At 33.7% G+C, this 25,242-nt stretch carries 26 protein-coding genes; 12 read left to right on the top strand and 14 right to left on the bottom strand.

The genetic code is table 11. The features are described from left to right. The first annotated feature begins 2 nt into the window (after positions 1-2). Both rpsI and LQU93_RS01965 read left to right on the top strand, forming a co-directional pair. Positions 3-392, top strand: coding sequence for a 30S ribosomal protein S9 (gene rpsI / locus LQU93_RS01970; protein ID WP_229932214.1), 390 nt, complete (start codon positions 3-5; stop codon positions 390-392). 192 nt (positions 393-584) lie between these two features. Next, the gene (locus tag LQU93_RS01965) at positions 585-2,255 is read left to right on the top strand and encodes a 4Fe-4S binding protein (RefSeq protein ID WP_229932213.1); all 1,671 of its coding nucleotides are present in this window, start codon (positions 585-587) and stop codon (positions 2,253-2,255) included. Positions 2,256-2,977: 722 nt separating this feature from the next. Here the strand turns inward: LQU93_RS01965 and topA are convergent. From topA to LQU93_RS01950, 3 genes are all read right to left on the bottom strand, one after another. Continuing rightward, positions 2,978-5,077: a type I DNA topoisomerase gene (gene topA, locus LQU93_RS01960; protein ID WP_229932212.1), complete on the bottom strand. Its 2,100-nt coding sequence runs from the start codon at positions 5,075-5,077 to the stop codon at positions 2,978-2,980. Between the two features lie 64 nt (positions 5,078-5,141). Then, positions 5,142-6,395 (bottom strand): methyltransferase regulatory domain-containing protein, encoded by a 1,254-nt coding sequence (locus tag LQU93_RS01955; protein ID WP_229932211.1) that lies wholly within the window; start codon positions 6,393-6,395, stop codon positions 5,142-5,144. Beyond that, positions 6,361-6,732: a class I SAM-dependent methyltransferase gene (locus tag LQU93_RS01950; RefSeq protein WP_229932210.1), complete on the bottom strand. Its 372-nt coding sequence runs from the start codon at positions 6,730-6,732 to the stop codon at positions 6,361-6,363. The genes LQU93_RS01955 and LQU93_RS01950 overlap by 35 nt, the downstream gene beginning before the upstream one ends. Positions 6,733-6,941: 209 nt before the next feature. Between LQU93_RS01950 and LQU93_RS01945 the strand changes: the two genes are divergently transcribed. After that, complete coding sequence (locus tag LQU93_RS01945; RefSeq protein ID WP_229932209.1) at positions 6,942-8,036, top strand: nicotinate phosphoribosyltransferase; 1,095 nt, start codon at positions 6,942-6,944, stop codon at positions 8,034-8,036. Here LQU93_RS01945 and LQU93_RS01940 read toward each other — a convergent pair. The 5 genes from LQU93_RS01940 to LQU93_RS01920 are packed head-to-tail and all read right to left on the bottom strand — an operon-like array spanning position 8,023 to position 11,387. Then, positions 8,023-8,562 (bottom strand): YceI family protein, encoded by a 540-nt coding sequence (locus LQU93_RS01940; protein ID WP_229932208.1) that lies wholly within the window; start codon positions 8,560-8,562, stop codon positions 8,023-8,025. The genes LQU93_RS01945 and LQU93_RS01940 overlap by 14 nt on opposite strands. 12 nt (positions 8,563-8,574) lie before the next feature. After that, entirely contained in the window at positions 8,575-9,459 is an 885-nt protein-coding gene (locus LQU93_RS01935; protein WP_229932207.1) for a phospholipase A, read from the bottom strand. After that, positions 9,446-10,006: an NTP transferase domain-containing protein gene (locus LQU93_RS01930; protein ID WP_229932206.1), complete on the bottom strand. Its 561-nt coding sequence runs from the start codon at positions 10,004-10,006 to the stop codon at positions 9,446-9,448. The genes LQU93_RS01935 and LQU93_RS01930 overlap by 14 nt, the downstream gene beginning before the upstream one ends. Then, a complete protein-coding gene (gene traT, locus LQU93_RS01925) occupies positions 10,006-10,572 on the bottom strand; it encodes a complement resistance protein TraT (protein WP_229932205.1) in 567 nt (188 codons plus the stop codon). Before traT ends, LQU93_RS01930 begins: the two co-directional genes overlap by 1 nt. A gap of 53 nt (positions 10,573-10,625) precedes the next feature. Continuing rightward, the gene (locus tag LQU93_RS01920; protein WP_229932204.1) at positions 10,626-11,387 is read right to left on the bottom strand and encodes a DUF4198 domain-containing protein; all 762 of its coding nucleotides are present in this window, start codon (positions 11,385-11,387) and stop codon (positions 10,626-10,628) included. A gap of 181 nt (positions 11,388-11,568) precedes the next feature. On the opposite strand from LQU93_RS01920, the gene LQU93_RS01915 reads away from it, so the two are divergent. The 3 genes from LQU93_RS01915 to LQU93_RS01905 all read left to right on the top strand — a co-directional run bounded on the left by LQU93_RS01915 (position 11,569) and on the right by LQU93_RS01905 (position 13,572). Continuing rightward, the gene (locus tag LQU93_RS01915) at positions 11,569-12,201 is read left to right on the top strand and encodes an NAD(P)-dependent oxidoreductase (protein ID WP_229932203.1); all 633 of its coding nucleotides are present in this window, start codon (positions 11,569-11,571) and stop codon (positions 12,199-12,201) included. 52 nt (positions 12,202-12,253) lie between these two features. Further along, positions 12,254-12,664 (top strand): Rrf2 family transcriptional regulator, encoded by a 411-nt coding sequence (locus LQU93_RS01910; RefSeq protein WP_229932202.1) that lies wholly within the window; start codon positions 12,254-12,256, stop codon positions 12,662-12,664. Positions 12,665-12,732: 68 nt separating this feature from the next. Next, a complete protein-coding gene (locus tag LQU93_RS01905) occupies positions 12,733-13,572 on the top strand; it encodes a biotin synthase (protein WP_229932201.1) in 840 nt (279 codons plus the stop codon). Positions 13,573-14,198: 626 nt separating this feature from the next. Here LQU93_RS01905 and recG read toward each other — a convergent pair. From recG to LQU93_RS01890, 3 genes are read right to left on the bottom strand one after another with little or no spacing between them, the layout of a single operon-like run. Continuing rightward, on the bottom strand, positions 14,199-16,007 hold the full coding sequence (gene recG / locus LQU93_RS01900) for an ATP-dependent DNA helicase RecG (protein ID WP_229932200.1): 1,809 nt from the start codon (positions 16,005-16,007) through the stop codon (positions 14,199-14,201). Beyond that, the gene (locus LQU93_RS01895) at positions 15,997-17,220 is read right to left on the bottom strand and encodes a M16 family metallopeptidase (RefSeq protein ID WP_229932199.1); all 1,224 of its coding nucleotides are present in this window, start codon (positions 17,218-17,220) and stop codon (positions 15,997-15,999) included. Before LQU93_RS01895 ends, recG begins: the two co-directional genes overlap by 11 nt. Beyond that, entirely contained in the window at positions 17,220-18,266 is a 1,047-nt protein-coding gene (locus LQU93_RS01890; RefSeq protein WP_229932198.1) for a dehypoxanthine futalosine cyclase, read from the bottom strand. The genes LQU93_RS01895 and LQU93_RS01890 overlap by 1 nt, the downstream gene beginning before the upstream one ends. Positions 18,267-18,394: 128 nt before the next feature. Here LQU93_RS01890 and LQU93_RS01885 point away from each other — a divergent pair, with 128 nt between their 5' ends. Then, entirely contained in the window at positions 18,395-18,601 is a 207-nt protein-coding gene (locus LQU93_RS01885) for a hypothetical protein (RefSeq protein ID WP_229932197.1), read from the top strand. Positions 18,602-18,612: 11 nt separating this feature from the next. On the opposite strand, the gene LQU93_RS01880 is transcribed toward LQU93_RS01885, so the two are convergent. Beyond that, positions 18,613-19,008 (bottom strand): NfeD family protein, encoded by a 396-nt coding sequence (locus tag LQU93_RS01880; RefSeq protein ID WP_229932196.1) that lies wholly within the window; start codon positions 19,006-19,008, stop codon positions 18,613-18,615. Continuing rightward, entirely contained in the window at positions 19,005-19,928 is a 924-nt protein-coding gene (locus LQU93_RS01875) for an SPFH domain-containing protein (RefSeq protein WP_229932195.1), read from the bottom strand. Before LQU93_RS01875 ends, LQU93_RS01880 begins: the two co-directional genes overlap by 4 nt. 77 nt (positions 19,929-20,005) lie before the next feature. Here LQU93_RS01875 and LQU93_RS01870 point away from each other — a divergent pair, with 77 nt between their 5' ends. Next, positions 20,006-20,428 carry a copper resistance protein NlpE gene (locus LQU93_RS01870; RefSeq protein WP_229932194.1) on the top strand — a complete coding sequence of 141 codons (423 nt, stop codon included), beginning with the start codon at positions 20,006-20,008 and terminating at the stop codon, positions 20,426-20,428. Between the two features lie 430 nt (positions 20,429-20,858). On the opposite strand, the gene nusA is transcribed toward LQU93_RS01870, so the two are convergent. Beyond that, complete coding sequence (gene nusA, locus LQU93_RS01865; RefSeq protein ID WP_229932193.1) at positions 20,859-21,956, bottom strand: transcription termination factor NusA; 1,098 nt, start codon at positions 21,954-21,956, stop codon at positions 20,859-20,861. Positions 21,957-22,203: 247 nt separating this feature from the next. Between nusA and LQU93_RS01860 the strand changes: the two genes are divergently transcribed. From LQU93_RS01860 to LQU93_RS01845, 4 genes are all read left to right on the top strand, one after another. Further along, complete coding sequence (locus tag LQU93_RS01860) at positions 22,204-22,446, top strand: HP0268 family nuclease (RefSeq protein WP_229932192.1); 243 nt, start codon at positions 22,204-22,206, stop codon at positions 22,444-22,446. Next, a complete protein-coding gene (gene miaB / locus LQU93_RS01855; protein ID WP_229932191.1) occupies positions 22,446-23,753 on the top strand; it encodes a tRNA (N6-isopentenyl adenosine(37)-C2)-methylthiotransferase MiaB in 1,308 nt (435 codons plus the stop codon). The genes LQU93_RS01860 and miaB overlap by 1 nt, the downstream gene beginning before the upstream one ends. A 118-nt stretch (positions 23,754-23,871) precedes the next feature. Then, the gene (locus tag LQU93_RS01850; protein ID WP_229932190.1) at positions 23,872-24,495 is read left to right on the top strand and encodes a lysophospholipid acyltransferase family protein; all 624 of its coding nucleotides are present in this window, start codon (positions 23,872-23,874) and stop codon (positions 24,493-24,495) included. A 1-nt stretch (position 24,496) separates the two neighbouring features. Continuing rightward, complete coding sequence (locus LQU93_RS01845; protein WP_229932189.1) at positions 24,497-24,949, top strand: hypothetical protein; 453 nt, start codon at positions 24,497-24,499, stop codon at positions 24,947-24,949. The last annotated feature ends 293 nt before the right edge of the window (positions 24,950-25,242 follow it).

The following is a 25,242-nucleotide window of genomic DNA, read 5'->3' as shown; positions in this document are numbered from 1 at the left end:
TAATGGCAACAGTTTATGCAACAGGTAAAAGAAAAACAGCAGTTGCTAAGGTTTGGATAAAATCTGGTAGCGGAAAAATTTTAGTAAATGGTATGGATTTAAATACATGGCTAGGTGGACATGAAGCTATTAAATTAAAAGTGGTTCAACCATTACTTGCAACCAAACAAGAGAGCTTGATAGATGTTAAAGCTACAACTTTAGGTGGCGGATATTCAGCTCAAGCTGAAGCATTAAGGCACGGCATTTCACGTGCTTTGGCTGCTATGGATGCTGATTTTAGAGCAGCTTTAAAACCAAAAGGCTTATTAACTCGTGATTCACGTGTTGTTGAACGTAAGAAATTTGGTAAGAGAAAAGCTAGACGTAGCCCACAATTCTCAAAAAGATAATGTTTTATTTTTGGAGATGGTTTATTGCCATCTTCAATTCTTGCTTAATTATAATTTATTTTTTACCCCACGTTGTTTTACTTTTAAATTTAGTGGCTTAGATTTTTGACATAGTTATGTTAAATCTAAATTTTAACTATGTTTTAAAATAAATAGTTGTATTATCAATTAACAAAAATTTTGAGGTACTAAATGAAAGAATTTGGTTTTTATAATACACTAGATGAACCTATAGTTTTAAACGAACAAATTGAGATTTCAAACGATTTAAACGCAAAATTTCTTATATCTAACTCAGATAAGCTAAAAGCTGATATAGTGGCACACGAGATTGATTTTTATCTTAAAAATACACTTGATGATACGCTTACCAAGGCAAAAAATACACTGCTTTTATATGAGGCACGTGCTAGTGCTTTTGATTTAGCAAAAGATGTAGATTATAAGAAAAAGACTGGAAAAAATATCTTAGTTGTAAGCAATAGCGAACGAAAAAGCTTAGATGAGAGATTAAGTCAGGGCGGGTATAAGAGCATTTGGCTAAATCATTTTGAGATAAAATTTGTCTATGGTAGCGCTGGTGAGCTTGGTGCGATAGTTTTAAAAGATAATGAAGAGTATGAGATAGAGTTTGACTTTATGCTGGTAAATAATGCACAAAATTATATGTTAAAACAAAGTGGATGTATTGAGATCTCAACTCTTAGCGATGATGAAATTTTAGCCTATCTTGACACACATCACCCTATTTATTCTTATAAGAGCTATATTCATTATGACCAAAGTATATGCCAATATCATGAAAGACGCCACGAAATATGTGCAAAATGTGCCGATGTATGCCCTAGTGTCGCGATATTAAAAGATGATGAAACAAAGCATCTTGTGTTTTCTCATATTGACTGCGTGGATTGTGGAGAGTGTGTTGGGGTTTGTCCAAGTGGTGCGATTGATTACTCTCGCATTACTCGTCAGAGCTTTGCCCAAATAGCACGTATGTATAAGGGCAAGATACCGCTTGTCGTGCCTAATGCCTGTTTTGATGATGTGAGTGTGAGTTTGCCTAGTGGTGTTTTGCCATTTGGTGCATGGAGTGAGAAATTTTTAAGCGAGGCACATTTGCTTACTTTGCTTCAAGAAAGTGGTAGTAGTGTGGTTATTTATTCGCCAAGTCCATCTCGTGTTTTAAATGAAGCGGTTTTGATAATAAATCAAATTTATGAGTTAAAGTTTAAAACCAAGGCTATTTATGTAGCGAGAGATGAAGATACGCTAAGGGCTGCTTTAGACATGGCAAAAATCATAAGTGGTAGCGAGTATAGCACAAGTGAGTATGCATTGCCTAAGCGAGAGATTTTCTCAAAACGATTGTCCTATATAGTTGGCGATGGTGATTTGGGTGAAGTTTATACAGATGAGTTGATTAGATATGGCAAAATTGAGATAAACCGTGATACTTGCACCTTGTGCTTAAGTTGTGTAGGTGCTTGTAATGTAAATGCTTTAATTGCTGATAAGGCGAGTAATAGCATTAAATTTAATCCTAGTATCTGTACTGCGTGTGGGTATTGTGAGCTAAGTTGTGCCGAAAAAGATACGTTGTTTTTACATCGTGGAGTGATAGAGCTAAAGCCACAAAGCTTTACTTATACAGAACTTGCTCGTGATGAACTATTTAAATGCGTAGAGTGTGGTAAGGAATTTGCCACTAAAAAGGCAGTTGAGAAAATTGCAACATTAATGGCACCGAAATTTGCTGATTATCCAGAAAAAATTAAAACGCTTTATTGTTGCAGTGATTGTAAGGCAAAAGTTATGATAAAAGCACAAATTTTAGCAAGACAGAATGATTTTACACAATAAGTAACTTAAAATTTGCCTATCTTTAGTTTTAAGATAAAATAAATTTTAAACGCAAAACGTGATAGGCTAAATTTAAATATTTCTTAAAAGCTTTGGATAAAACTTAGTGTAAATTTAACTTAATCAGATTTTCTCTTATTAATTTTAATAAAATTTATAAAAATTCTAAGTTTTTAATCCAAACTCTACTTTACTTCATTTGTAGCTGTAAGCAAAACATACCCTTATAAACTATCTTTTAATGAACTTTGTCAATAGGCTTTTATCTAGCTGTAGTATATACACAGATTTACTTTAAAATTTTGCATAAACTAAATTCTAAAATTTCACTGATTTTATTAGCTTTTAAATTTTAAATAGTATAAATACTTTTTTAACTTCGCTTTGTTTGTTGCTTAAAATAGCATTAATAATTCCACAGATTCTTGTGCTTTAGCACTCTGTAAGAAAGCTTGTTTTGCTTGATTTAGGCTAATTTGATGCTACCTTTATAAATTTTTAGTATATACTGTTTTGTAAGCAGTGGTAAATAAAACTAAAAGTTTTGGCAAATCTTTATTTGGCACCAATTTGCTCGTTTGTGCGAACATAGGCTAGTTAAGTAAGCCCATATCCTTCCTTGTAATCGCTGTTGTTTTTGGTTTTGTGTTTTGCTTGTTATTGCCAAAACTAACACATCTTATTTGTGCCTATGTGACATAATTGCCATAAAATGAGTTGTTTTATTCTACGCTTACTTTTGTTTTGCACTTAACGCATTCGTGAAAATTGCCTTTTTTTAGCTCTTTTCGTATCATGTCGCCTCCGCACTCACTGCACTTTTCAAGCACTGGTTCATAATTTGATATATAATCGCACTTTGGATAGTTTGCACAACCATAAAATTTACCACGTCTTGAAAATCGCTCAACTATCTCGCCTCCACATTTAGGACAAGGAACTTCTAGTTTTTTTAATTCACGCTTTGTGCTTGTTGGTTTGTTTGTGTCTGCTTGTGTCTGCTCGTCTTTAATATTGCGTGAATATTTGCATTTTGGAAAATTACCACATGCTATAAATTTGCCAAATTTACCACTTCTTTCTAGTAAATCGCCCCCACATTCTGGACATTTTTCACCTATTGGAGTTGCAACTTTTAGGCTTTTTATTCCAGTTTTGCCACTTGAAATTTTATCCATAAATGGATAGTAAAACTCATACAAAACATGTTGCCAATCGGCTTTATTATCAGCTATTAAATCTAATTTTGCCTCCATGTTTGAAGTAAATTCACTATCAACAATATCATTAAAATGCTCTTCTAAAACACTTATCATTTTAAATGCTATTTCATTTGGAATAAGCTGTTTTTTTTCAGTTTTGACATATTCACGTGATGTTAGTAGCGAGATAGTTGGTGCGTAAGTGGATGGTCTGCCTATGCCTAAACTTTCTAATTTTTTTACTAATCCTGCTTCTGAGTATCTTGATGGAGGTTCTGTAAAATGCTCTGTTTGTTTTATGTTTTGCAGTTGCATTTTATCGCCAATTTTTAAATCAGGTAAAATTAAATCCTTATCCAGGTCTCCATAGACCTTGTAAAACCCATCAAAAAGCACCTTTTTCCCACTTATTTTAAATTCACCATTTTCACCACATACAAATACATTTTGTGTTTGACTAATACTAGGACTCATTTGACAGGCTATGAATCGATTATATATTAATGTGTAGAGCTTTAAAGCATCTTTTTCTAAAAATTTAGCAGCAATTATCGGAGTAAAGGCTAAATTTGTAGGTCGTATTGCTTCGTGAGCTTCTTGTGCTCCTTTTGATTTTGTCACATATGAGACTGCTTTGTTTGGTAGGTATTTTTCGCCATATTCTGATTTTATAAGATTTCTAGCATCTTCAACTGCTTCTTTGGCTAAATTTAAACTATCCGTTCTCATGTATGTGATCGCACCCATAAAGCCTTCGTGAGTTTGCACGCCTTCGTATAGTGATTGTGCTATCATCATTGTTTTTCGTGGGCTAAATCCAAGGCGATTTGAGGCACTTTGCTGAAGTGTTGATGTCATAAATGGCGGTTGCGGCGATGTTTTTCTCTCTTTGCTTTCTATTTCACGCACTGTGTAATTATCATTTGATAGTGTATCAACGATTAGTTTTGCTCGATCTGGATTTTGTATGGTTAGTTTTTCTATTTTTTGATTTTGAAATTTTACAAGCTCAGCTTCTAAATCCTTTTTAAACACTGTATCTATGCTAAAATATTTAATCGGCACAAATGCTTGTATCTCTCGCTCGCGATCTACTATGATTTTTAATGCCGCACTTTGCACACGCCCAGCTGATAGTCCTTTTTGGATTTTTAAATTTAGCAAAGGACTTAGCTTGTAGCCAACTATACGATCAAGTAGGCGTCTTGCTTGTTGTGCATTTACGCTATTCATGTCTATGATACGTGGATTTTGTAGTGCATTGTTTATAGCGGTTTTGGTTATTTCGTGAAAGACTATACGTGGTAGCTTTGTGGCGTCTTTTCCTATAGCACTAGCTATGTGAAATGCTATAGCCTCGCCCTCTCTATCCTCGTCCGTTGCTAGATAGATGTTATTTGCTGTTTTTGCTAGTTCTTTTATCTCTTTTACTATTTTTGAGTGATCTGTGCTTACACGATATTCTGGTGTAAATTTCTCGCCTTCTATTTTGATGCCAAAGCTAGTTTTTGGAAGATCTCTAATATGCCCTTTACTAGCTATGACGTTGTAGTCATTACCTAAGAAATTTTTGATTGTCTTTGCTTTTGCTGGTGATTCTACTATTATTAAATCACTCATTTTACTTTCCTTACATTAATTATATTTTTTGTAATTGTAGCACAAAAAAATAGTTTATTTTAAATTAGATATAAATTTTTTCAAAAAAATACATTTGTGCCAATTTATTTTCTATGTCAAATACATAATTAATCAAATACTCATTTAATGCCTTAGCACCTTTTATCTCTTTGTCATCTTGTGTTTTTGGCTGAATTTTGTTTGTTTTGATATATTTTTCAACAGAGTTTTTTATATCTAGCATACTATTTTTGCCATCAAATTTTAATGCTGTGTAAAATTCTAGCTTAGTTGCGTGCCAAGTATAGTTATACTCATTAGCTGGGATAATAAGTGGATTTTCGTTATGTAAAAAGTATTTTAGATACTCTTTGACTGCTGGTTTTAGTCTTGTTTTGCCAACTTCATATCGTATGCACTCATAAGGCTTTGGCATGAATGTTGAGTGATTTGATAATATATGTATAAAGCCAAGATATGCTGCTAGTTTGTTTTGAGATGGTATAGAGTTTAAAATCTCAGCCAAACTCATGCTTTTTGGAAAATTTTCATTAAACATCTCATATAGCCATGCGTAAGTATCGCTCATTTGGCGATTTTCTAAATTTAAATAAGTTGCTTTGTCCTTTTTAAAATAATCAATCAAATAAAGCTTACTTACTTCATTGACGCCAATGTCTCTTTTTGCATTATTATATACATCTTGATGCACTATTAGGCTTTGGCGAAAAGTTCTTTGGGTGCAAAAATCTATAAATTGCTCTTGCTCTATCCTATCTAAATTATTTTGCTTAGCATACTCATCAGCTTGTTCATTTCCTGTTTGAGCTTGTAATATATCATTTAGATCGCTGTCGCTTAGGTATTCAAGGTTATATTTTTGTAAATTTTGAGCAAAATTTGTAAAATAAAATGGCTCATTGATAGCCTCTAAATATTCATGTATGATGTAACTACTGCCATGTTTTGTTTTTGTGTAATACAATACGTGATCTATCCATTTTAGACACATCTTGCCTTCTAGGGTGTCTAAATTTTGTAGTGTAGCTTTGTATGTTTGTAGTGCATCTAAAGATGCTTTTAGTTTTTGTGCTGGATCTTGAAATTTGCGTGAGGCAAAAAACATGAAGTCTTTAATAACTTCAATATACTTCCAACCAGGATATGTGTTGTAGCTAACAAATGCTATGCCGTTTGGTGACATGTGATTTTTGATTGTGTTTAAGATTGCATCTTGCACATTTTTTGGCACCCAGCTATACACGCCATGACATATAATATAGTCAAACCCCCCCCCCATAACTGGATAAAATTTCATCTGATTGAGTGATGTCTTTTTGTATTAGTTTGATATTTTTTAGTCCAATTTTGTTAATTATTTCATTACCAGCATCGACTTGGACTTGACTTAGATCAATTCCTACAATAGTTGCATTTGGGTTGTGTAAAGCAAAAGGTATGATATTTCCACCATAAGATGAGCCTATTTCTAAAATTTTAGCATCACTTGCACGTATTGGGCTTAGCGATAAGAATCTACCAATAGCCTCAAGTCTCAAAGGTGACGTAAAATTAAATGCACCTGAGATATAGCCATATTCATCATACGAGCTTTGAGTTTGCGATATAATGTCGCTATTTGAGATTTCGTTCATTTTTTATCCTTGATTGAAATTTAATTTTAATTTTTATTTTTTGGCTATTAAAATACGCATAGCACAATTACAAAATCCAACAATACAAACTAGTAAAACTAAGATAGTGTCTAAAATTTCAACTTTTGTTTTAATTTAGTATTTTACCTTAAATCTTAGCTTATATTTATAAAATTTTGATAAATTTACACAAAAATTTAGGAAGCAAAATGATAGATGAAGTTAAGTTAAAAGAGTGTGGTAAAATTTCTCGCTTAAGCAATAAGACATTTAAATTTGATGAGCGAATAGGGCATGGATTTTACACGGCTGAGTATTTTAAAAAAGTAAGAAATATCATCACAAAACATCAACCAAATCAGACAGTAACAATGCAGTGGTTTGAGCGTAAAGATAACATAATGCTGTGTGGGATAGATGAAGCATTGGCAATGATTAAGGAGTATGGCGTAGATACGCATGAGCTTGAAATTTTTGCTTTGGATGACGGAGATATGATTAGTGCGTATGAGCCAGTGCTAAAAGTAAGTGGCAAGTATGAGAATTTTGGCTATTTAGAAAATGTAATCGATGCTGTTTTGGCAAGGCGTAGTTCGGTTGCCACAAATGCTTTTCGTGCTAAAAAAGCATGTCAGGGCAAAACTATATTTTGCATGGCAGATCGCCAAGATGATATAGTCACTCAAATGGGCGATGGATATGCGTGTTATGTCGCTGGTATTAGGCTAGTTGCAACTGACGCTCTTGGGGCGTGGTGGGGAGCTAAAGGTCAAGGCACAATGCCACACGCACTTATACAGATGTGTGGTGGAGATGTGATAAGGGCGTGTGAGATATATCATGATACATATCCAGATGAGCCAATGACGGCTTTGGTTGATTATAATAATGACGTTGTAACTGATGCATTGCGTGTTGCTAGGGTGTTTGGAGATAAACTAAGTGCCGTTAGAGTGGATACGTCGGCAAATCTTATAGATAAGTATTTCATAGGCAAAGACATTAGTGGATTTGATGCACATGGGGTTTGCAAAGAGCTTATATTTGCATTAAGAGATGCCCTTGATAGAGAGAATTTTAACCATGTTAAAATTGTAGTAAGCTCTGGATTTACTCCTGAAAAAATCCAAATTTTTGAAAGTTTAAAAGTGCCAGTTGATGTTTATGGTGTTGGTAGTTTTATCACGAGAAATGATACTGTTGGTTTTACTGGTGATTTGGTTGAATTAAATGGCAAACCACAAGCAAAGTATGGTCGTAAAAACATCTCTTCAAATCGATTAAAAAAGGTTATTTTTGACTAATCAATTGCAAATCAATTGTGATTTTTATCTCATCATTTACTAATTCGGTGGGATATTTTTCTCCTATATTAAAATCTAATCTATTAATTGTTCCATAAAGAGAAAAACCAATTTTATTGGTGCCTGATTTGTCTATTTTTTCACCATTGTATTTATAGCTTAGTTTTATTGGCAGACTAACTCCTTTTATTGTAAGAATTGCATAAACTGTATCTTCTTGAAATTTTGTCATTTTAAAATCAATACTTTTAAAATTTTTAGTGTCAAAAAACACATCGCTTCTTAACGTTCTGTCGCGTGATTCGTTTTTGGTAAAAACAGAATTAGGATCTATTTTGGCCGTGATTACGGTTGGGATTTTGTTTTTCATTTTTATTTCGGTAGTGTAGTTATTAAAATTCCCAAATATATTTGTAATGCCTAGATGTTTTGCCGTAAAGCCTATGTTTGAATGCGATTCATCTACAATTAATGCTTTTGCAAAGATTAAATTTGTTATAAAAAATAAAATCGATATAATTTTCATTTTCTGCCTTTATTATTTTAAAATAGACAATCCTATGCCTATTTTATTTGTATGTTTATCATAATCTAGTAAATTTTCACCATAACCATTATAATAGTGTAAATATCCATAAATTTCGTTAAATAGTGGAAAATGCCACGTAAATTGTAGCGATGTTTTGTTTGATTTGCTAAGATGAAAATTGCTTTTTAACATTGTTGTAAAAATATGATTATTGTGTTTATATTCTATTGATATATCGCCATGTCCTGCGTATTTTGTGATGTCTTTATTTTCGTTTTTGTTTCCGATGGTTTTCCATAAACGAGGTGTTATCTTAAGCGAGTTTGGGCCTAATTTGGTCTGTATATATGCTCTATCCCAGCTACGAGAATCCATGCCATCTTTGCCGTTTGATTCATGCAAATAGCCAACTTTTACATAGTTAAATATACTATTTTTTATATCAATTTGAGCAAAAATTTCAGGTTGGTAGTTGCTTTCTCTAAATGGCATTGAATTAGCCGAGGTTTGCCACCATGATGTTTGAGTATATGCGATATTTAGACTTTCGTTAAAACCAAAATAGTTATAAAATAGCGGCTTTAAAGCACTAATTTGAAATTGTGTTTCAAAATTTTTACGGTTATTTGCGACATTTTTAGTGTAAGATACAGGCATTAGATAGTTTGTTTTGTAAGGCTTTATGCCATAAAAATTTAGCTCACTACTTGCTGTGATTTGCTGAGGTTTTTGCTCTATTTTTTCTATTTTATTTTCATAGGCTAGGCGGTAAAATTTCATAGCATTTATAGAATCACCATTTTTTTCATATTCTAATGCTTTTTGATAATACTCGTTTGCTGTTTTAGCATTTAATATAGCAATTAAAACAACTAAGAGCTTAAAAATTTTCATCCAGTGCACTTTCATATTCGTGTGGGGTATTGATATTAAAAAATTGCTTTTTATCGTCAAAATTTACTATTTTTATATTTGCATTTTGTATGAGTGTGCCTATTTTGTGCTGATTGTTTTGTGCTAAAAATTTTGCTTTATTTGCCAGAGTTGGCGAGTAAAATCCGCAAAGAGTATGCCTAAACTCATCATCACTAGCAATAACTACATCATATTCATCTTTGTATTTTGCCAGTTCTAAAATGCTAGAAATTTTAATAAATGGCATATCAGCCGTTGTGATAAATACAGGGGCGTTAAATTTTGGCAAAATCGAAGCAAGTGCAATCATTGGCGAAAATATGTCTGAAATTTCGTCGTTTATAACATTAAGTGGTGGATTAAATTTATTAAATTTTGAGCTAATATACACATTTTGAAAGATTTTGCTTAGTTTTTTGTGAATGTAGTGAGTTAGGCTTGGCTCATTATGAAATGACATTAGTGTTTTGTCTTTTCCCATTCGTGAGCTTTTGCCACCAGCTAAAATAACACAATTATCAAGCATTATTTAACCCTATAAAAAAACGAAACAATCTGCTTAACAAGACGCTCTTTAAACAGCGGCCATATAGTGCTTGTAGAGTATGTGTTGCCTTGTTGTGTTATGGTAATACTTGTTTTTTGTTCGTCTTTTTGGCGTTGCGATATTGATAATGTAGCAGTTAGCGTGTAAGCGTAACTATTTGTGTAAAAATCATCAGCATCAAGCATATAACCAAAACCAATTTGCGAAAAATACCTTGGATAATATCCTCTTCCAAAGCCCATGTTTATAAAAGCTACATCGCGTTTTTTTCTTACGTCTCTAGCAAAACTAATAATATCTCCAAGCACGATATAATCGGCATGTTTGGCATCAGTTGCTATCTTGTAACCTTGCTTTGTAAATTCTAACAATATATCATTTGTTACATTTTCGTTTGTTGCAGTATTTTTAAAATCGACATAAATCGTAGCGTCTTGTTGTGTTTGTATAAATATTGGGTTTGCTACGCTTGTTTTTATTTGCACACCAGAGCTTGCACATCCAGCCAGAAGCAGTGCTAATAGAGTTAAAAATACAGATTTCATGCAAATCCTTAAAATTTTAACTCTAATTTAGCACTAATCGCCTTAAAAAAGCATTATTTAACAACTAATGTTAGAGTTCCTAAATAAATTGCATCTTCGCACACTTTTTTGTCATCATGTGGCTTTTCAACTGTTACTTCAAACATCCATTTTCCAGGTCTTAAAGCCATTACTTCAATCTCACCTTTTAAGTCAGTTGTTCCTAAAAACGCATGTTTGTCTTGTAAAAATCCTTCAAATGTTCCAGTGACCTTGCCTGTTTTTACAGGTTTGCCGTTCATATAAGCTTTTAGTTTAAATGGCTTATCTACTTTTAAATCAAACGGATCATCAAGTGGAACTAGCTCTATTTGGTGACCGATTGGCTCGTAGATAAAATCATCAGCCTTTGCATTGTCTATTGAAATTACGCTTTTTGCATTCATTACAGCTAGTTGGCAATATTCTACATTTTTAGTGTTTTGTCTAGTGCCGTCCATATGCCATTTGCCATCACTATCTTTTGACCAAAAAGTCGGCTTATAAGTTCCTTCAAGCACGTAGCTTCCTGCTGCTAGTTTTGCAGTTTCAAATTGGTAATTTTCGCCTTTTTGTTTAAGTTCTGTTTTTTTGCCATCTTTTGAGATGATATGAAGTGGATTAAATAGTTTTACTCTGTTTTCTGGTATCATCTCAGGTGCTGGAAAATCATGTCCATAGCCAATATGTGCTTTGAAATTTTCACCATTTTCACCATTTACCCAAAAATCATGTGCAAAGGCTCCACTAAGCATACTGGCTACACAAACTCCAGCTAACGTTTTGTTAAATTTCATACGTTCTCCTTTAAGAAATAATGTAAATACAATTATATATAAATGATAATAAATTTTAATTTAACTAAGCAGTAAAATTTTAAAATTTTTTGTTGTAACTATTGACATTACAACAAAAAATTAGATAAGATACGCATTGTAATTAAATTAGTTACAACTAAAATTTAATCAAGGATACAAGATGAGTAAAAATATAGCTATTTTAGGTGCTAATGGATGTGCTGGTTCAAAAATATTAAGTGAGGCAAAAGAACGCGGATATAGTGTAAAAGCGATAGTTCGTAACCGTGATTATATTGGCAAAAACGTGCTTTATAAATCTGTGCTTGAGCTTACTAAAGATGATCTTAGCGGAGTTGATGTGGTTATATCAGCACTTGGTTTTTGGCAAGATGACGATAGACATTTACATACAAAAGCCCTAATACATCTAGCCGATTTATTAAGTGGCACACAAACAAGATTGATGGTAGTGGGTGGTGCTGGAAGTTTATACGTAGATGATAGTATGAGCGTGAAGCTACTAGATACGCCTGATTTTCCAAATGAGTATAAACCAACAGCAAATGCGATGAGTCAAGCACTAGATGCTTTGCGAAAAAGAGATGATGTGAGATGGACTTTTTTATCACCAGCTGCTGAGTTTGAGCCAGATTTAGCACGAACGGGTGAGTATATACTTGCAAATGAGATATTTACGCTAAATGATAAAGGCGAGAGTGTTATAGGATACGCGGATTATGCGGTGGCGATGATTGATGAGATAGAAAATGAAAATTTTATACAAAAACGATTTAGCGTTGTTGGCAAGTAAGTTAAATTTTAAGTTTTACAAGATAAATTTAGCATTTTAAAATGGAGTTAAAATGCAAATAGGTGTAAAATTTCCAATCGCTGTGCATATATTGCTTAGTATTGAGTATTTTAAAGATGAAAAAAATACAAGTGAGTTTTTGGCTGAAACGGTAGGGACAAATCCTGTAATAATTCGAAAAATAACATCTTGTTTAAAGAGTGCTGGACTGGTTGAAGTAAGGGCAGGGATTGGCGGTATGAGTCTTGCAAAAAGCCCTGAAAATATAAGCCTTTATGATGTATATATGGCGGTAAGCGAGAGTAAAAAAGAGCTGTTTAAAATCCACTCATCGCCTCATATGTGTCCGCTTGGTGGGCGTATTGATGCGTTGCTAAGACCGCATTTTTTAAACGCACAAAATGCTTTAAAAGCTGAACTACAATACATAAACATACAAAATTTACTATCTGAGTTAGCTTAGATTAATGAAAATTTAATAAAATAACGCTTTTGTATGAAATGATTAATTTAGTATTTAGAGGATAGTTTATGAAGCAGGTAATGTTGTGTGCTATTAGCTCACTAAGTTGTGGTATATGTGATGAAGATTGTGCATATTGCACTCAAAATAAAAACTCTGATGTCAAGATAAAACGCTATAAAATCAAATCACCAGATGAGGTCGTAGCAGAGGCAAAAATGGCTAGTGCAAATCATGCACTTGGATTTTGCTTGGTTACTAGTGGTGTTGGTTTAGATGATAAAAAAACCGAGGATGTCGCACGTATCGCACATGCCGTGAGTGCTGAGTGTCCTGATTTGATGCTTATCGCCTGTAACGGACTTGCTAGTAAAGAGCAACTTGCTGAGCTTAAAAAGGCTGGTGTGTTTAGCTACAATCACAATCTTGAAACAAGTCGCGAGTTTTATCATAAAATTTGCACTACACATAGTTGGGATGAGAGATATCAGACAAATTTAAATGCAAAAGAGATTGGTTTAGAGCTTTGTTGTGGCGGTATATACGGGCTTGGTGAGAGTAAAGAAGATAGGATTAGTATGAGAAAAAGTCTAGCTAAGCTAAATCCTTTTTCAAGTCCGATTAATTTTTTCATCAATGTCGATGGTTTAAAAATAACGCCTGATAGTTTGAGTGTCGATGAGGCGTTTGGCATCATAAAAGATAGCGTAAAGGCATTGCCAAATACTCGCATAATGATAGCTGCTGGGCGTGAGAGCTTGTTTAAACAGCGTCAATATGAGATATTTAATCACGGTGTGTCGGCTATAGTGCTTGGCGATTATCTAACTACAAAGGGCGAGAGCATGAGCCGCGATATAGCCGAGTTAAAAGCACGTGGATTTGAGTTTGTTACAAAGTGCCATTAATTTAATATTGTTGCTTAGTTGTAAAATTTACAGATAATATTAATTTAAATTTAAACAAAGACTTGTAATAGGTGCTAAAAGTATAAATAATTGTTTTTTTGGTAGTTCTTGGAAAGCTACGAGCGAAGCGAAGTAGTTCTTGGAAAGCTACGAGCGAAGCGAAGTAGAAAACCAAAATCAATTTTATCTCGTTGCTAAAGAGTGCAAATCCAAAGAATTAAGTAACTAATTTTTAGTAAAACTTTACACAAATTTTATTTGCTAATCTTTGGCATTCTTTTAAATTTGCCCTTTTTAGATAAATTAGATAAAGATAAAAAGCCTATTGATTTAGTAAAATAAAGCTTATCCCTTATCCAAGCCCTTGTGTTGTATCAGATGAAGCAATAATAAGTCTTTTAATTAAAATTTTTGCAAACAAAGAGCTTATGCAAATCATTGATTGGGCAAATTTAAAAGGATAAAAGATAGGTTTGTTACAATTTTAAAGTTAGGTTAAAAGTGTAATTTTAGCCTAAACTATAAATACAAGCACATTAAGCAGAATTTGTTAAAATTAAAATAATTGGCAAGGCAAAGTTATAATTTAAAAAAGTCAATTGTGCAAATTATATAAATTTATTCCTTTAGTTAATTTTATTTAGCCTAAATGAAGCTTCTTTTGCGATGTTTTCTTCATAATTATAGTAATCAAACGTAGCTCCATGCTGTATGCTACCATCTAGTATATCGCCACTTTGGCGATTTTTTAAATCAAGCTCTGCTATCTCAAATCCATCTAGTGTTTGGCAAAAATCTTTAAGTCGTGGCGGTATATTTTGTGATTTTGTGTATAAAAAACAATACCCAACCCCACCGTTTCGCCCTACACGTCCGCGTAATTGATGAAGTGTTGCTAGTCCCAACCTCTCAGCACCCACTATTAATATCGTGCTTAATCTAGGCAGGGATATGCCAACTTCTACAACCGTAGTTGATAGCAAAATATCGCCATTTTGTTTAAACTCACGCAGTACTTGCTCCTTGTTTTTATCCTTGCCGTGTGTGATATATACGTTGTTAAAACGCTCTAGCCAGAAATTTTGTGCATCATTTAAACTTTGATAGTTTGATGTCTCGCTACTTTGCACGAGTGGATAGACGATGATGATTTGTTTTTGTTGCGAAATTTCACGCTTTATATGAGCTAAAAGCATTGCAAAATCGCTGTTTTTTATGATTTGTGAGTGGATTGTTTTTTTAAATGGAATTTGCTTTAAAAAGCTAAAATTTACAAAATTTGATTGGATTAAACTTAGCGTTCTTGGTATCGGAGTGGCTGAAAACTGCACGTATGTTGCTCGAGTTTGCCCCTGCCTTACTAGCTCATCTATTTTTGCTCGTTGTGCTGAGCCAAAGCGGTGCTGTTCATCAACCATAACAATAGCTGCACTAGGTAAATCCTGATACAATAAAACATGCGTTCCGATAATTAAATTTACGTCTTTATAATCGATATCTTTGTCTCCGCTTTTAATCAAAATGGTATTAAAATTTTGTGGCAACAACCTTAATGCTTCGTTAAAAATTTGCTCTGCTAAAATGCTAGTTGGTGCCATTAAAACGGCTTTTTTGGGATACACGCTAAGTGCTGCTGCTAGGATAACTAGCGTCTTGCCGCTACCAACATCACCCATGACAACACGGCGTTTTGCAAAATCACTTGTTAAATCAGCTCTTATATCATTTATCGCGTTTAATTGATCGTTTGTCGGTGTAAATGGTAGAGTTTTTAGCCAATCTGATATATTATGTGGGGTAATTTTTTGATTTGGATATTGTGTTTTTTTGGCACTTAGCTTTTTTATGTAGTTAAAAATTTCAACAAATTTTAGCACATCTATGCCTAAGTTTTCACTTTTTAATTTTTCGTGCATTATTATGCTATTTTCGTTATTTTCGTGAAATTTCATCAAAAATAGGGCTTCACTTTTGCTTAATCCTTCATTTAAAAGTGCTTCTAGGCTTAGGTATTTTTTGATTAAGCTTATTACTTTTTCATCTTTGATATCGGTTTTGTATCGTGGTGAGATTTGACCTGTTTTTGTTATGATTTTTGGATTTGTTATCTGCCAAGCACCGTAAGAATAAGAGCAAATTCCTATAATAATCAGCTCTTTATCATGTTTAAAAGCTCCGTAATGCCAAGGCTTTGCGTTAAATATAGCGATTTTTATCTCACAATCCCACTGTATAGCGTGGGCAGTTATGATCAAAAGTCCTCCATTTGCACGACGGCAAGTGTTGATTTTTACATTTAAGCACACTTGCCCTTGACGTGCATCGTTAGTGATGGTTGTGTTTTCAAAGCTTTTAGGCAAAAGCAGGGCTAAATCTAGTAGGCTATGTACTCCTATTTTTGCGAGTTCAGCCCTATCTTGATTTTCAAATCTCATCTCTTAAAACACAAAAACTCAGTTGTGAAATTTCATTATGCTTATAGATAAACTCATTTAATTTATCCAGTTTTAATGCCTTGATTTTATTAAGTTCATGTAAAAAGCTACCAAGCTCTTTGCCTCTGTAAAACTCGCTTTCGGCGATATTTAAGCGGCGAAAAAGTGTTTCAAGTCTGAGTGCGAGTGAGCCTTGTAAAAATTTCTTAGCCAAATCAAGCTCTTTTTTACTTATGCCATGTTTGTAAAATTTATCAAACTCAGCCTTTACGACCGATATAGCTTCATCTTTGCTTTCATTTTTGGTTTGCAAGTAGCCATATACGTGAGAGTGACTTAGGTTATAAAGCCCCCTAGCATATGCTGAGTATGCCAAGCCACGTTTTACTCTAACTTCTTCCATAAGTCTAGCACCAAAGCCACCTTCGCCAAGTATATACATCGCCACACTTGCCATGTATCGTTCATCTTCGCTTACATGATATGGTGCTCCAAAATAGACATATGCTTGTTCGCTTTTTTTAATTATCTCTTTTAATTCACAATTATTGCTTGTTTTTAGGGTTATTTGCTTTGCTTTTTTGCCGACTTCTAGCTCATTTAATACATCTTTTATATTTTGTAGTTCGCTCTCATTGACATCGCCACCATATACGATAAATAGGTTACTTAAATCTAAAAATTTTATAAAATCTCTAACATCATCAAGCGATATATCATCTATGCTTTTTTTATCACCGATGCTTGCGTATCCTAGGTTTGTGTTAGCGTATAATATCTCGTTTAATCCAACTTGTGCTAGATAGTCATTATCGTTTTGGTTGTTTGCTATCTCGCCAAGAGTTAGGCTTTTGCATTTTGCTAGAGTTTCGCTTGTTAAATTTGGTGATTTTAGTAGTTTTTTAAGCATGCTTAAACCAAAATCAAAATGCTCTTTTAAGCAGTTTATTTCAAAATTAAACGTCTCAAATCCGGCATTGGCGTGTAGGCTGATTGCTCGTTTTTCTAGCTCTTTTGCAAATGTATGCGAACCAAGGCTCATATCTCCTTCATCTAGCAGCATCGCACTTAGTTTTGCTAGTCCTTTTTTATTTTCGCGTATGACGCCTGAGTTTTTAAAAACTAGCTTTAAATAAGCTACACTTAGTGATTTTGAGCTTTCAAAAACTACTGGAATTTCTGTATTTTTTACATCTATTTTTTTTATTTTCATTAAAATTTCTCCAAAATATCATAGTTTGTATTTCGTTTGGCTGGAAATTCTCCAACATCTCGTATAAGCTCAATCATCTGCTCTTGATTCATTCTAAATGCCGCTCCAGCCGCTTTTACAACGTTTTCTTCCATCATTGTCGAGCCTAAGTCATTTGCTCCAAATTTTAGTGCGAGTTGTCCTACATAGCTTCCTTGTGTAACCCATGAGCTTTGGATATTTTTAAAATTATCTAAAAATAGTCTTGATACAGCAAGTAGTCTTAGGTAGCGATTTGAGCTTTGTTTTTGTATGTTTGGATACTCTTGCATGAGTTTAGTGTTTGCCCCTTGAAAGCTCCACAGTATAAACGCTCTAAATCCACCTGTTTTATCCTGAAGGTTTCGTATATGCTCCCAATGCTTAACTATCTCTTTGTTGCTTTCAACCGTGCCAAACATCATCGTTGCTGTTGATTTAATATCAAGAGAGTGAGCTTGTTCGTGTATTTTTAGCCAAGTTTGTGTATCGCATTTTTTTGGTGCGACTATATCACGCACTCTATCACTTAACACCTCCGCTCCGGCTCCAGGTATAGAGTATAATCCCTTTTGTTTTAATCTTTTTAGCACCTCTAGGCTTGAAATTTTAGAAATTTTGGCGATATAATCTATCTCAATAGCTGAAAATCCATGAATTGTAATGCTTGGATATTTTTTTGATATAAACTCTACTAAATCCTCATACCACTCAATTTTTAGCTTAGGATGAACTCCGCCTTGAAAAAGTATCTGTGTGCCACCTATCTCGATTAGTTCTTCTATTTTTTTGCCTATCTCATCAAAGCTTAAAACATACGCATCTTCTTCTTTGGCATGGCGATAAAATGCACAAAATTTACAATCAACCCAGCATACATTTGTATAATTTATGTTTCTATCGACTATAAAAGTTGTGATTTTTTCTGGATGTAGTTGTAGTTTTTTGGCATAAGCCATCTTGCCAAGCTCTGTTAAATCAGCATTTTCAATGAGATCTATTGCTTCATTTACGCTTAATCTACTCAATTTAATCCTTATTTTAAAATTTTAAGATATTAGCAAAATTTAGCTTTAAATTTTAAAAATTTAGCCATTTTTAGTAAAATTTCAACCAAAAATTTATAAAATCTAGTAATTTTTTAAAAGGAGCAAGGATGAAAAAATTTTTAGTTTTAGCAGTGGCTTTGTTTGTAGTTGGTTGTGCTACTAGCAGTATGCATCATGGCACAAAAGCCTGTAGTCATAGCTCACACCATTATATGCATCATGATATGAACGCTAGTATGCATCATCACGGACATCATCACGGTATGCACCACCATCACGATGCTAATGCTTCATGTCCGTGCGAACATAAATAAAACAAGGGGTTTTACCCCTTTAAAATGACTTTGTTTCCTTGAGTTTTTAAAATTTCAACCTTGTCGCCATTTTTTAAATTTAAGCTGTTATCAAAATGCCAAAGTGTGCCTTTGTAATAGACCATATTTTCTTTTACTTCGCCAACTCCACTTTCGTTTAAAAAATCATCTTTAATCTCATTTTTATTAATTGTCTTTTTAAGTGGATTTTTAAGTGCAAATGTAAGTGTAAGCGTGATAAAAACAGCAAGACAAAGCTGTATATACCAGCTCATATCAACAAAAAAACTAGCACCACCAGCTACCAAAAATCCAAGTCCGCAAAATAGCAAATAAAGCGATGCGCTCATAAGTTCAGCCAAAATTAGCAAAAAACCAAATGCTAAAAGTGCATATGCTGGTATCATTGCTTAGCTCCTTTGCTGGTCATAAAATCTTTTAAAACACTTAATGAGCCGATTAATTGGCTTGTTTCATATGGCACTAAAATTTTGTCATTTGAGCTATTTTTGGCTAGTTCGCTAAATGCCGCCACTCTCTCCCTTGCTAGTAAAAACTCAGCCGCATTTGCGTTTTGGCTCATGCTTTGATTTATCATATCCATGGCGTCTTTTTGACCTTGAGCGATTGCTATTTGCTCATATTTTTTCGCATCAGCCATACGCTCTATCGCTTCAGCTTGTAATACCTGCTCTTGTTTTAATGCTTCAGCATTGCGTATAAGAGCGGCCTTATCAGCTTCAGCTTTTAGCTCGATTGCACGTTTTTCACGCTCAGCTTTCATCTGCATATTCATGGCTTCTTCTATACCCATTGGTACTGAAATTTCGCTAATCTCAACACGCATTATTTTTACACCCCAGTTATCAGCAGCATCTCCAAGTGCAACTTGAAGTGCGGCATTTAGGCGATCGCGTGAGCTTAGTGTGTCATCAAGAAGCATAGCACCTATCTCGCCACGCAGTGTCGTCATGGCTAAATTTGCTATTGCACGTTTGTAATTATCTACATTATAAAGTGCCATTTTCCCGTCAGTTACTTTTAAAAATACGATACCATCAACTGAAATATTTACGTTGTCTTTTGTGATAACTTGCTGTTTTGTGATATCTACAAGCTGCTCTCTTATGGTGATACTTGTGCGAACTTGATCGATAAATGGTATAATGACATGAAAACCAGCATCGAGAATTTTGTGAAATTTGCCAAGCCTTTCAACTATTAAAATATCAGCTTGCGATACTATTTTAATGGCACTTTTTACAAAAATTACAGTGACAATGACTACTACAAACAATAAAGGGATTAAAAACTCAGTATTTTCCATCTTAAGATTCCTTTTAAACGAAAATTTTACACTATTTTAGTAAAATTAGGCAAAATTTTTTATGAAAGGATTTAAAAATGAAGGCAAAATTTTTAGCATTAAGCGTTTGTGCTTGTATGTTTTTTGTAGGTTGTGCAACAAATGACAGCACTAAAATTGCCGCAGGAAGTTGTAGTGTTGATGTAGTGTCATGTGATGTAAATAGTGTCATGGGAGAGTATAAGGCAACGTTGCCTTGTGCTGATTGTGGCGGCATCGATGTAGTGCTTAAACTCGGAGTTAAAGAGTTTATATATAACGCAACATATCAAGGCAGGGATGAGAAAGATATGCAAACTGGCACATATAGTATAGATGGCAATATCATAACCACTACAAATTTATACAAAGAGATACAAAAATATAAATATGCAAATGATAAACTAATCATGCTTGATAGCGAAGGTAATGAAGTGCAAGGAGTGCTTGCTGATTATTATAAATTTACAAAAGTCAAATAAAAAAACATGGCTTAAAAAGAATATGCTTTAAAAACGATACTTGTAGCTGGTGTGGCTACAAGTATAACAATAAGCTTATTGTAAATAAAATGATACAGTCGCAAAATTCTAAATCAAATAAAATTAAGCCAAAACGCATGTCTAAAATTAGCATAAAAGACGCTAATAAGAGTGGATTGTGCTAGTTTAAGTAATCGTTAGACAAAGATATCATGCATCCAAGTATAAATAACCACTGGATATTATGAAATAAATTATTTGTTGATGAAAAACTTGTTAGAAAAGCTGTTTGAAGGCTAGTATATCACGCTGATATCTAGGTGCAAGAGTAAATTTAAAAGATACGAAAGTTTAAAGGCTATTGCTTACTGTAATTTGCACGGCAACTTCATTGCTGTCGTGCAAATTTAGACTATAAACTCCTTTTGACTTATAAATCCCCAAATAGTGCTTTTAGATCCTTAGCCATGTCGTTGTTGTTTGATTTTTTATTAGAATCTATCTCATTTAATTCTATCTCGTAGCCAGTTAGCATACTTGCTAGACGGATGTTTATGCCGCTTTTTCCTATTGCTTTGCTCTTTTGTTCGCTCATTAAATTTACTATTGCTTTTTTATCTTCAATTTTAACACTGCTTATTATAGCCGGACTCATCGCACGAGTGATAAATATCATAGGCTCAGCCGAATACTCTATAACATCGATGTTTTCGCCGTTTAATTCTTTGCTTACCGCATTTATTCTAACACCTTTTGTGCCAACCGTTGCTCCGACTGGATCGATATTTGGCGTGGTTGAGATGATTGCTACTTTTGCTCTTTCGCCTGGTATTCTTGCACTATCATGAATGATTATATACCCATCTTTTATCTCAGGTACTTCAGCTTTTAATAAAGCATCTAAAAAGCGTGGTGATGTGCGACTTAGCTCTACTTTTATGCCTAGTTTTTTATCGGCATAAACTTTTCTAATCACAGCTTTTACAACATCACCGACTTTAAAAATTTCGCCCTTTATTCGATTTTTACGCGACAAAACAGCTCTTAATTCATCTATTTCAACAAATGTGTTTTCAGCTTCATCAACTCTTACAACTGTACCAAATACAATTTGTCCTTCTAGTTGGCTATATTTATTAAAAATCTGCTCTTCTACTAAGCGTTGTATGTGAAACTCAAGCTCTTTGTGTAGTGTTTGTGCTGCTGTGCGACCAAGATTATCAAGACTTAACTCATATGTTAGCTCATCTCCAATATCCACGCCGCTATCTATTGATTTTGCCTCTTTTATGCTTATAAAATGCTCATTATCTTCTTGTAATCTCTCATCGTCATTTGCAACGATTGAAATTTTTTGAAATAGTTTAACATTTTTTGAACTATCTATTTGAACGTCATATTCGTAGTTTTCACCATAAACGCGTTTTGCGGTATTGATTAGTGCTCTTTTAACACGCTCTTTTACCTCGTTTATGTCAAGACCTTTTTCGTTGGCTATTGATTCAATAATGTCTGAAATTCTCTCCATTATATATTTCCTTTTTATTTGCTAGATTAAATTTTATAACTTTTAAACAGACTATTTTGTGCCATAAAAATCATAAATTTCACCAACCTTGCGACTTAGTCCGCAAAATTTAAACAGCGATAAAAACTTGGGATTTAGTCGTGAAGTTTTTATATTATACAATTTTTGATATTAATAAAAACTTTAATGTATGTTTTATGCCATTTTTGATATACTCATGGGTTTAAAATAACGAAAGGATGTCAAAATGGAGCTAAAACTTGCACGTGCTGAGTTAGGCACAAAACCAAAAACAATATCTCTTGATAAGATAGAATCGGCTGTTGAAAAAGAGGGTCAGAAAATTTTCTATTTCGACAAAGAAAACAGTCATAAACAATTAATAGAGCTTGTTGAATTTTTTGAAGAAAAAGGACTTAGCGTATATCATAGAGTTGTAAAATACGGTCTTGATGAGAAGGATTATATGTATGAGGTACATATCCTGTAATGAGTAAAAAATTATTTATTCAAACTCTTGGCTGTGCGATGAACGTGCGCGATAGTGAGCATATCATCGCTGAGCTAAAAGATAAAGAAAATTATGAATTAACCCAAAATATGGGCGAAGCAGATTTAATACTTATAAATACCTGCTCTGTTCGCGAAAAGCCAGTGCATAAGCTTTTTAGTGAGGTTGGTGCATTTGAAAAAGCAAAAAAAAAGGGTGCCAAAATAGGTGTTTGTGGATGCACGGCTTCACATTTGGGAGATGAAATTTTTAAAAAAGCACCTTATGTTGATTTTGTGCTTGGTGCAAGAAATGTTAGCAAAATCACAACTGCTGTTAATACGCCAAAATTTGTAAGCACTGATATTAACTATGACGAGAGTGATTATGCATTTGGTGAGTTTCGTGGTTCTGCTTTTAAATCATACATAAATATTTCAATTGGTTGTGATAAAAAATGCACTTATTGTATCGTGCCGCATACAAGAGGCGATGAGATATCAATACCGCTAAATTTATTATTAAACGAGGCCAAAAAGGCTACTTCTCGCGGTGCAAAAGAGCTATTTTTGCTAGGGCAGAATGTAAATAACTACGGAAAAAGATTTTCAAGCTCTCATGAGAAGGTTGATTTTAGTGACCTTTTAAATAGGCTTAGTGAGATTGAAGGCGTTGAGCGTATTAGATTTACCAGTCCGCATCCACTTCACATGGATGATAAATTTTTAGAAGTTTTTGCCAACAATCCAAAAATTTGCAAATCAATGCACATGCCACTTCAAAGCGGAAATACTAAGGTTTTGCGTGAGATGAAGCGCGGTTATACAAAAGAGTGGTTTTTAAATAGAGCGTTAAAGTTGCGAGAGCTTTGCCCTGATGTTAGCATATCAACAGATATTATTGTGGCGTTTCCTGGCGAGAGCGATAGTGAGTTTGAAGATACGATGGATGTGCTTGAAAAGGTTCGTTTTGAGCAAGTTTTTAGTTTTAAATACTCACCAAGACCGCTAACACCAGCTGCTGAGTTTAAAAATCAAGTCGATGAAAAAGTGGCAAGTGAGCGCCTGACTAGACTACAAAGCCGACATAACGAAATTTTAGATGAAATTGTCGCTAAGCAAAATGGTAAAATTTTTGATGTATATTTTGAAGAGTTACGTGCAAATGGTGGTGTGGCTGGACGAAGTTTTAATAACTTTTTAGTTCAGGTTCAAGGTAGTGAAGAATTGCTTGGAAAAACGTTAAAAGTAAGGGTAAATAACCCAAAAAGAATGGTTTTATATGGTGAGTTACTGGAAAAAATTTAAGCAAAAATTTTATATTTTTTTTAGCGTTTATTTTATATACGTTTTTATAAAGCTTATTTTTTTTACTTGTAAGAAGAGATATCTAATAGGAAAACTTCCAAAAGACAAAGGCTCGGTCGTGCTTTTTTGGCACGGTCAGCTTGGTTTTATGTGCTTTGTTTATAAGTGCATTTGGGATAACGTGCAAAAACATGGCAAAGTCATCATAAGCGATCATAAAGATGGCGAAATAATCACAAAGATAATAGATAAATTTGGTATAGGCACACTTCGTGGCTCAAGTTCAAAAGGCGGTGCGAAAGTGCTTATTGATGCATTAAGGCAGATAAAACAAGGCACGGATATCGTCATCACGCCAGATGGACCTCGCGGTCCACGCCATAGTGTGGCTGATGGTGCTGTGGTGATATCGCAAAAAACAAACTCAGATATATATGTGTTAAATTATGAAATTGACAATTTTTGGGAGCTAAAAAGCTGGGATAAGATGATTATACCAAAGCCTTTTAGCACGATAAAATTTACACTCTCTAAACCTTTTAATGTAAAAGATCTAAGCTTAGCTGAAGCAAAGAGAAAAATCCAGCTTCAAATGTGGCAAGAGAGTAGTAAAAATGGTGGTAAAAGTATCAAAGAGCATGAGAGTGATTTTAGGCTAAATTTAAAAAAATGGTGGGACAAAAACTCTCGTAAAAACTATAAACTCGATGATGATTTGATGGAAATTTTAAACGGAGATTAAGATGTTTGCAAACAAAACACTACCTGTTATCATAGCTATATCTATTATAGTGATGGCTGGTGTATTTTTTGCCATAAATAAATCGTATCAATTATCATTTGGTGCTAAAGTGTATTATGAACTTGGTAATTATGCTAAGGCAAATGAGATGAGTATAATGGCTTATGAGCTAGATATATACAATAAAATGGCGGCAAACATGATTCGAAAAAGTGGCGATGCACTGAAGTTGCAACGCTACATCAATCAAGGTGAAGAGTATTTAAAGCAGATAAATGATATGGCAAATCAAAGCGTGACAAAAATACAACAAGAACGAATACGTATGATGTGTGATATCATGCTAGATGAGTATGATGACATAGTTAAAAGCGTGTTTTATGATAAACTTTTAAGCGAAGCAAGGCAGATGAGAGATAGCTTTGCTACACTTAAAAAAGAGCTGTTTTATTGATAAATTGTGTTTTTGTTGTGATGATGCTTTAAAAATGAAATTTTATAGCAAATTTCTATCAATACCTAAAAATGTTAAAATTTAAAAACTTAGCTAGAATAAATCTATAGGCTCTAACCCAACAACCCTTTTTAAACAATCTTAAAAGTATATTACACATTAATTTTCATCTTTTCTACACATAAACTCACACTCTTTTAAATGAAGTTTGCCTTAACGATATAAATTTAGCTAGTTTGCGTTTAGTAAAACTTAAAAACTTATAAAGCCCCAAAGGGGTTACGGTATAGACC

The sequence above is a fragment of the Campylobacter majalis genome (assembly GCF_905120465.1).
Taxonomy (GTDB): Bacteria; Campylobacterota; Campylobacteria; order Campylobacterales; family Campylobacteraceae; genus Campylobacter_A; species Campylobacter_A majalis.
Note: the sequence above shows the minus strand (reverse complement) of the source record. Positions and strands in the feature narration are given on the sequence as shown.

What these genes read in the sequence shown, in the direction of transcription:
- LQU93_RS01940 (WP_229932208.1), bottom strand. Translation starts at nt 8,562, where the DNA reads ATGAAAATTATATCGATTTTATTTTTTATAACAAATTTAATCTTTGCA.
- LQU93_RS01885 (WP_229932197.1), top strand. Translation starts at nt 18,395, where the DNA reads ATGAAAAAATTTTTAGTTTTAGCAGTGGCTTTGTTTGTAGTTGGTTGT.
- LQU93_RS01845 (WP_229932189.1), top strand. Translation starts at nt 24,497, where the DNA reads ATGTTTGCAAACAAAACACTACCTGTTATCATAGCTATATCTATTATA.
- LQU93_RS01920 (WP_229932204.1), bottom strand. Translation starts at nt 11,387, where the DNA reads ATGAAATTTAACAAAACGTTAGCTGGAGTTTGTGTAGCCAGTATGCTT.
- rpsI (WP_229932214.1), top strand. Translation starts at nt 3, where the DNA reads ATGGCAACAGTTTATGCAACAGGTAAAAGAAAAACAGCAGTTGCTAAG.
- LQU93_RS01915 (WP_229932203.1), top strand. Translation starts at nt 11,569, where the DNA reads ATGAGTAAAAATATAGCTATTTTAGGTGCTAATGGATGTGCTGGTTCA.
- LQU93_RS01880 (WP_229932196.1), bottom strand. Translation starts at nt 19,008, where the DNA reads ATGATACCAGCATATGCACTTTTAGCATTTGGTTTTTTGCTAATTTTG.
- LQU93_RS01895 (WP_229932199.1), bottom strand. Translation starts at nt 17,220, where the DNA reads ATGAAAATAAAAAAAATAGATGTAAAAAATACAGAAATTCCAGTAGTT.
- LQU93_RS01905 (WP_229932201.1), top strand. Translation starts at nt 12,733, where the DNA reads ATGAAGCAGGTAATGTTGTGTGCTATTAGCTCACTAAGTTGTGGTATA.
- LQU93_RS01950 (WP_229932210.1), bottom strand. Translation starts at nt 6,732, where the DNA reads ATGAACGAAATCTCAAATAGCGACATTATATCGCAAACTCAAAGCTCG.
- LQU93_RS01870 (WP_229932194.1), top strand. Translation starts at nt 20,006, where the DNA reads ATGAAGGCAAAATTTTTAGCATTAAGCGTTTGTGCTTGTATGTTTTTT.
- traT (WP_229932205.1), bottom strand. Translation starts at nt 10,572, where the DNA reads ATGAAATCTGTATTTTTAACTCTATTAGCACTGCTTCTGGCTGGATGT.
- LQU93_RS01910 (WP_229932202.1), top strand. Translation starts at nt 12,254, where the DNA reads ATGCAAATAGGTGTAAAATTTCCAATCGCTGTGCATATATTGCTTAGT.
- LQU93_RS01875 (WP_229932195.1), bottom strand. Translation starts at nt 19,928, where the DNA reads ATGGAAAATACTGAGTTTTTAATCCCTTTATTGTTTGTAGTAGTCATT.
- LQU93_RS01945 (WP_229932209.1), top strand. Translation starts at nt 6,942, where the DNA reads ATGATAGATGAAGTTAAGTTAAAAGAGTGTGGTAAAATTTCTCGCTTA.
- LQU93_RS01860 (WP_229932192.1), top strand. Translation starts at nt 22,204, where the DNA reads ATGGAGCTAAAACTTGCACGTGCTGAGTTAGGCACAAAACCAAAAACA.
- miaB (WP_229932191.1), top strand. Translation starts at nt 22,446, where the DNA reads ATGAGTAAAAAATTATTTATTCAAACTCTTGGCTGTGCGATGAACGTG.
- LQU93_RS01965 (WP_229932213.1), top strand. Translation starts at nt 585, where the DNA reads ATGAAAGAATTTGGTTTTTATAATACACTAGATGAACCTATAGTTTTA.
- LQU93_RS01935 (WP_229932207.1), bottom strand. Translation starts at nt 9,459, where the DNA reads ATGAAAATTTTTAAGCTCTTAGTTGTTTTAATTGCTATATTAAATGCT.
- recG (WP_229932200.1), bottom strand. Translation starts at nt 16,007, where the DNA reads ATGAGATTTGAAAATCAAGATAGGGCTGAACTCGCAAAAATAGGAGTA.
- LQU93_RS01930 (WP_229932206.1), bottom strand. Translation starts at nt 10,006, where the DNA reads ATGCTTGATAATTGTGTTATTTTAGCTGGTGGCAAAAGCTCACGAATG.
- LQU93_RS01955 (WP_229932211.1), bottom strand. Translation starts at nt 6,395, where the DNA reads ATGAAATTTTATCCAGTTATGGGGGGGGGGTTTGACTATATTATATGT.
- nusA (WP_229932193.1), bottom strand. Translation starts at nt 21,956, where the DNA reads ATGGAGAGAATTTCAGACATTATTGAATCAATAGCCAACGAAAAAGGT.
- topA (WP_229932212.1), bottom strand. Translation starts at nt 5,077, where the DNA reads ATGAGTGATTTAATAATAGTAGAATCACCAGCAAAAGCAAAGACAATC.